The sequence below is a fragment of the Nonomuraea sp. NPDC003201 genome, from assembly GCF_053590415.1.
In genome coordinates this window covers 1-6,098 of sequence record NZ_JBSFTC010000476.1, presented here as the reverse complement: position 1 = coordinate 6,098, position 6,098 = coordinate 1, and the positions used below count along the sequence as shown (strand labels likewise).

The following is a 6,098-nucleotide window of genomic DNA, read 5'->3' as shown; positions in this document are numbered from 1 at the left end:
TACCACCTGACCCTCAAAGGCACCGAACTGATCGACCTGCTCATGGTCATGGCCGGCTGGGGCGACAAATGGCTCGCCGGCCAAGCCGGACCGCCAGTGCTCTACCGCCACCACACGTGCGGCGAGATCAGCCGTACCGACCTGCGCTGCGCCAACTGCGGCCAGCCGATGCACGCCGGCGACGTCGACCTGCTGCCAGGCCCAGGAGCGGCCACGTGATCGAGCGGGCCAGGGCCTTGACCTCGGGTCTTTGAACATCCGACGAGCGGGGGCACCGAAGGGCTGGAGAGGATTGCTTTCAGGGGAGACAATGATCATGGTGGAAACGGCGGACGGCTTGGTCCCGCGTCCCAGTGCACGCGTCGTTCTCATCGATGACGCCGATCGGCTCCTGCTGTTCTCCAGCCGTGACCAACGCGATGGCACGCTTCGCTGGTACACCCCGGGCGGCGGTCTCCAGCCCGGCGAGAACCACCGAGATGCGGCACTGCGTGAGCTGGGCGAGGAGACCGGGTTGGAAGATGTGGCGCTGGGGCCGGAGGTGTGGAGAGGGCGCCCCTGGACCACGGAGCGGGACGGCGTCACCTATGAGGTCCGGCAGCGCTACTACCTGGCCCGCGTTCCCATCTCGGAGATCGACACCACCCGCATGGAGGACTTCGAGAGGACGAGCATCACCGGCCACCGCTGGTGGACAGCGCAAGAACTGGCTGAGACCGCCGATCTTCTACGCCCCGCCGGGCTGCCGCACCTGTTGACCGCCCTCCTTGACAAAGGCCCACCCCGCCACCCGATCGTCGTCGACGGCTGACCGCCGGTATGAGCGGGATGCCGATCAAGATGCGTACGTCTTGTCGGGTCATTTGTCGTAGTCGGGGCGTACCCTGCCCACCATGAAGGACACGCACGCACCGCTCGATGGCGAGCGATGGCAGCCTGGAGACCTTGTCGTCGATGCCGAGGGTGGTCTGTTCACACGCGCGAGTGTGCAGGACCAGGACGACGGCCGGCCGTGGGGATATCCGTCCGGTGTGACACGCGGTAGCGATGGCAGCGCTCATGTGCCGGACGGCGAGGTAGGGGAAACGGTCCCCGTCCGACCGCTCGCGCTTCTGCTCCGCGACGGTCAGCCGGCACTGCCTGCCGCGCCCGCGAACGCTTCCGCGGTGCTCGGCACCCAGGCCCACCAGGCCGGCACCTTGGCAGGCGTCGGCGGTCTGTTCTTGGCCGCCACCGCTTTCGACCCTGACGGCGCCGGGGATCCGAGAGCGGCGAGGCTGCGGGCGGACCTGCTCGACACCGTCGTGGTGGTGGACAGCGAACAGGCGCTCGCGGCGATGTTCGGTGGGGCCGCCGATGGGTTGCTGGTGGAGCTGGCGGAGTGGCATCGGCGAAGTGTGGAGGAAGCGCCTGAGCGGCCATAGACCCTTGCGGGCTCCTGGCTCGCAGGGAGCCCGCAGAATGTCTCACGGCCTGAACGCGAGGAAAGCGGGAAGGCTAGATGACTTTTTCCAAAAGTGAGAAGGAAGCCCTCCCATGGCCTCGCGATCCCCACGCTATCAGTCGGGGATCAGCTCGCGCAGCCTCGAATGGGTGCGGGTGTCGTCAGCGAAGATCACGATCCGTCGTGCTCGCGGGAAGCCGCAGGACGGCGGCGGAGAGCACCGCGATCAGCGCGAGCGCCGCCGGCGCCATGGCCGCCGCGCCGCCCCCGGCGTCGAACAGCCGGCCGACCACGAACCCGCCGGCCAACGTGACCACCCCGGCCACGAAGCTGAGCAGGCCGAAATAGACCCCGAACCGTCCGGACGGCGCGCACCGCGTGACGGTCTGGAACAGCGCCGACTGCATCAGCCCTTGGGCCAGCCCGTGCAGCACCGCGGCCACCAGGAGGATGACGAGGTGACCGCCCTCGCCGGAGGGCATCGCGAGCAGCGCCAGATAGCCGAGGCCGGCGCAGATGAGGCCGCTTCTGAGCACCCAGGGACGTTCGCCTCGCCCGCCGGCCGCGCACCAGGGCTGGACCGCGGCCATGGCGACCGCCACCACGCAGAAGAACAGGGTCGTCGAACCTGCCCCGACCTCCTTGAGCGGGACCACGGTGACGATCTGGTCGGCGAGCAGCGTCGTCGGCGCGGCGGTCATGGCGAAGCGCCGGAAGTCTCGGTCTCGGAGCACCGCCGACACGCCGCCGGTGAGCCTGCGTACGTGGAGACGGCCGGCGCCGCGTTCGGCCGGCAGCAGCAGGAACAGTACGGCGCCGACCGCCCAGGCGCCCGCCGCCGCCGCGGACAGCAGCCCGAATCCGCCGGCCAGCAGGGCCAGTCCGACGGGTGGGCCGGCCACCGCCCCTAACTGGCCGGCGACGACGTAGGACGCGAAGCCCTTCGCACGCCGTTCGGGCTGCACCCCGGCCAGCAGGGACTGGGCGGCCGGGTGGAACAGGGCCCCGCCCACCGCCAGGACCGCCGCCGCGCAGAGCAACCCGGCCGGCCCGTCGATGACTCCCAGGAGGCCGAAACCGGCCGCCCGCAGGGCGCAGGCCAGCGCTCCCGCGCGGGCCGGTCCCACCGCGTCGGTGATCGCGCCGGCCGGCAGGAACAGCATGTTCTGCAGCGCCACGCGCACCCCGAGCACCACGGCGATGGTGCCGGCGAGCAGGCCGAGGTCGTGGCGCAGGTATGTGACCAGGTGCGCCATCACCGCGAAGAACCCGATCGAGATGGCCAGCTGCACTCCGACGACGACGGCGAGCACGTGGCGGCCGTTGCCCGGCGGGCGCACCGGAGGCGCGGGGTCCCCGGCGAGCGGTCGGCTCGGACGCGGGGCGGACGTACTCGGCGCCATGGGCCGGGTCGTTCTCACGATCGCGATGCGTGCCGGAGGACGTCGGGGCGCTGCGGCTCGGTCGGCCTCTCATTCTCGATCTGCACTGCAAGAGGAGAGCAGAAGCCGCCGGGTCATGTCCAATATCGATATGTGTCCAGGGGGATAACCGATTCGATATCAGTGCTGGTGGTCCGGACCGCCCCGCCGGCCGTGCGGGTCCGTGCGGCCATCGCGCGGACCCCGTGGCCGATGGCACGCTCGTCCGGGGTGACGGCGCCGAGTGCGGGTAACTGGTCTCGATGGAGCCCGGACGCCGAGAAAGGTGCACGTGCCGGGAGCCGGTCGAGGAACAGCGCGAAGTCCTCACCACTGAACGGCACCGCGGCCTGCAACGTGCGCACCCGGCCCGGACCGGCCGTCCGCTGAAGGTACCGCTTGATCGCCTGGCCTCCCGTTCCGGACAGACCATGGCGGGAAACGGGACCTCGGGGAAGGTCACCGAACCGGCGCCGTACGCTCGCGCGAGACGCCGGATGTCCTCGCGGAGCGCGACGTACCGGCTCTCCGGCCGGCAACGGTAGGACACCCGGACCTCGGCCGCGTCGGACGCCTGGGCCCGCATGAAGACGAAGCCGGTCAACGGCCCGTCCGGGGCCTGGAGGTCGGCCACGAGGCGTTCGAGGGCCTCGGGGGTGGCGGAGGAGAGACGGTGCCGAGCGCGCCGATCTCGTCGGCGAGCCGCCGCGCCCGCTCCGTCGCATCGGCCCCGCTGAGCGTGATGACGCCGCGCGACCACCGAGGCGGTTCGCTGTTCCTGAGCCGCGATCCCGGGGTGGCGGTGGAGGTCCCGGCGCAGTTCGATCAGCTCATTGAAGCCGGCACTCCAGTCCGCCATGGGGTAACCCTCGCCTAAACGGGACAGACCTCCTGATAACCCACGTCGGCTCCCACGTGCTCGCGCCACTCCGCCTGCGTGAGCCGGCGGCCCGCCCGCTCGCACACGGTCCGGACGGCCGGCGCGGCGTCTACCGGCAGCTCCTGGAACGCGCCGTCGAGCCCCACCACGCGCAGGGCCGAGCCGTCGGCCGTGAAGGCGAGCGCCGGCATGGGGTCGTCCAGCTCGTACGGATCGAACGCCCCGGTGGTCACGGTCCAGGCGGCGCCGAGCTGCCGGCCCGCGACCGTGTCGAACAGCGTCACCCTGGTGTCGTGGGCGACCGCCAGGACCCGCCCGTCGGGGGAGAACCTGACCCCCACGACGTCTCCCGGCACCCTGAACACCTGACCCGTCGTACGCCAGGTGCGGGTGTCCCACAGGACCACCGCCCTGCTCCCGTACGGCGAGACGCCGAGCGGACCTTTCGGCGCGAGGACCATCCACCCCACGGCCAGCGTCCCGGGGCCTTGCCCGCGGGGGAGCACCTTGCGGGTGACCAGGTCGATGACGTCGGCACCCGCGGCGTCGGCGGTGACCAGGAACCTGCCGTCGGAGCTGAAGGACAGCGGGCCGCCCGCGACCGGGCCGAACCGCATGACCCGCTCGCGCCGCGCGATGTCGATCACCACGACCTCGCCCGCGCCGGTGTAGTCGTTGGCCATGGCCGTGCTGAGGGCCAGCAGCCGGCCGTCGGGGCTGATCTGCATGTCCGCCCTGACGTCCGCCGACTGCAGGGCCAGGTGGCCTGCCTTCCGCCCGGATGCCGCGTCCCAGAACGTGGGTCCCGTGGTGAGGTCCTCAGAGGAGATCGTGACGACCGTGCGCCCGTCGGGGCTGACCCGCATGATCGGCTCGCCCTTCCTGGCGACGCCGAGCCGCCGGGTCTCGGTGAACCCGGGCACCGACCAGCCGCGCACGGTGTCGCCCGTACGGGCGAGCAGCAGGCTCCCCGAGGCGGTGAACCGCGGCTGCAGAGCGCCGGCGGGCACGACGCGCCGGGGGCCGGTCTGCCGGCTGATGTCGTAGGTGGTCACCTGCCCGGCGTCGTCCAGGATGCTCAGCGTACGGCTCCCGGGGCCGAACCGCGGGGCCCCGACGATCGTGGACGCGACGGTGAGCCGCAGGAGCGGGGCCGCGTCGCTCAGCCGCCACAGGGTGATGCGGCCGCCCGCCCAGTTGTCGAAGGTGATCAGGAAGCGGCCGTCGTCGCTGAAGGCGGCCTCGGTGCCCGGGCCGGGGAAGCTGCGCCGGTCCCGCGTGCCGGTGGACAGGCTCCACAGCGTCGTGCCCTTCCGCCCGCCCACAGCGGCCAGCGCGCCGTCGGGGGTGATGGCCGTGACCTGCCCCGGCAGGCCACGGCCGGGGAGCCGCTCGCCCGCCGGAGTTCCGCCTCCCGGCAACGCCCGCAGCGTCGTCACGGTGTCGTGCTCGGTGATCTCGAGGGCGGCGAAGCGGTCGCCGGGGCCGACACGTGCGTTGCTCACGTAGCCGTCCTGCTTCTCCAGCGCCCGCCGCGCCACGTTCCACAGCGCGACGTACGGCCCGCCCAGGTTGGCGCGCACGACGATGTAGCCGCCTCCGGGGCTGAACTCCAGGCTCGCCGGGCGGCTGTTGTTGCTCGTCGAGCCTGCGGGCATCCAGCCGCCCTCGCCCAGCCGCCGCCCGGTCCGCAGGCTCCACAGCTCCAGCCCGCCGCCCCCCGCGAGCGCCAGCGTGTCACCGTCCGGACCCACCGCCGCGGTGACGGGCGCCTCGCCGATGCCGCCGAAGGTCCTGACCGGCCGTCCTGTCGCCACGTCGTAGACGGTCACCCGGCCGGCGCCCGCGCTGACCAGCGTCCGCCCGTCGGGGCTCAGCGCCCGCCCTTCGTTGGCCGGGGCGGGATCCGTGAAGACCGACTGCTCCTGCTGGGCGAGCGAGCTCAGCACCGCCGAGCGCGCCTCGGGAACCCGCGCGATGCGGTAGGCCGCCACGCTGAGCAGCATCGCCTTCACCGGGTCGGTCCCGCGCAGCGCGTCCGCCTGCAGCGCCACCCGCCGCGCCGCGGCCTGCGACCGCTCCTCGGCCAGGCGCCTGCCGGCCTCGTCGCTCCTGAGCGACTGCTGCCAGGCGAGGGTGCCGGCGGTGAGCGAGGCGACGAGCAGGACCGCCACGCCGGTGGTGACCATACGCCGCAGCCTGCTCTGCCGCGCCGACCCGGCCCTGCTCGCCTCGACGAACTCGCGCTCCGTGGTGTTCAGGGTCAGGTGCGTGGCGGCGGTCCAGTCCAGCGCGTGGCGCAGGGCGGTGCCGCGGAGGAGGTCCTCAGGGCGGCGGCCGCCGCGGGCCCAGC

5 protein-coding genes and 1 pseudogene are annotated in these 6,098 nt (G+C 72.5%); 4 read left to right on the top strand and 2 right to left on the bottom strand.

The window, feature by feature from the left end; all coding sequences use genetic code 11:
- The 3 genes and pseudogenes from ACWDX9_RS58325 to ACWDX9_RS58315 all read left to right on the top strand — a co-directional run.
- A pseudogene (locus tag ACWDX9_RS58325) lies at positions 1-219 on the top strand (winged helix-turn-helix transcriptional regulator); the annotation flags it as partial.
- Positions 220-316: 97 nt separating this feature from the next.
- Positions 317-811, top strand: a complete 495-nt coding sequence (locus ACWDX9_RS58320; protein WP_449972015.1) for an NUDIX hydrolase — start codon at positions 317-319, stop codon at positions 809-811.
- Positions 812-893: 82 nt separating this feature from the next.
- Positions 894-1,424 (top strand): hypothetical protein, encoded by a 531-nt coding sequence (locus tag ACWDX9_RS58315; protein ID WP_449972012.1) that lies wholly within the window; start codon positions 894-896, stop codon positions 1,422-1,424.
- Positions 1,425-1,605: 181 nt separating this feature from the next.
- Here ACWDX9_RS58315 and ACWDX9_RS58310 read toward each other — a convergent pair whose 3' ends face one another.
- On the bottom strand, positions 1,606-2,847 hold the full coding sequence (locus ACWDX9_RS58310; protein WP_449972009.1) for an MFS transporter: 1,242 nt from the start codon (positions 2,845-2,847) through the stop codon (positions 1,606-1,608).
- A 691-nt stretch (positions 2,848-3,538) separates the two neighbouring features.
- On the opposite strand from ACWDX9_RS58310, the gene ACWDX9_RS58305 reads away from it, so the two are divergent.
- Complete coding sequence (locus ACWDX9_RS58305) at positions 3,539-3,742, top strand: hypothetical protein (protein WP_449972006.1); 204 nt, start codon at positions 3,539-3,541, stop codon at positions 3,740-3,742.
- Here the strand turns inward: ACWDX9_RS58305 and ACWDX9_RS58300 are convergent.
- Positions 3,739-6,098, bottom strand: a 2,360-nt coding sequence (locus ACWDX9_RS58300) for a WD40 repeat domain-containing protein (RefSeq protein WP_449972004.1), incomplete at its 5' end; no start/stop codon positions are given. The two genes, ACWDX9_RS58305 and ACWDX9_RS58300, sit on opposite strands and share 4 nt — an antisense overlap.

What these genes read in the sequence shown, in the direction of transcription:
- ACWDX9_RS58320 (WP_449972015.1), top strand. Translation starts at nt 317, where the DNA reads ATGGTGGAAACGGCGGACGGCTTGGTCCCGCGTCCCAGTGCACGCGTC.
- ACWDX9_RS58315 (WP_449972012.1), top strand. Translation starts at nt 894, where the DNA reads ATGAAGGACACGCACGCACCGCTCGATGGCGAGCGATGGCAGCCTGGA.
- ACWDX9_RS58310 (WP_449972009.1), bottom strand. Translation starts at nt 2,847, where the DNA reads ATGGCGCCGAGTACGTCCGCCCCGCGTCCGAGCCGACCGCTCGCCGGG.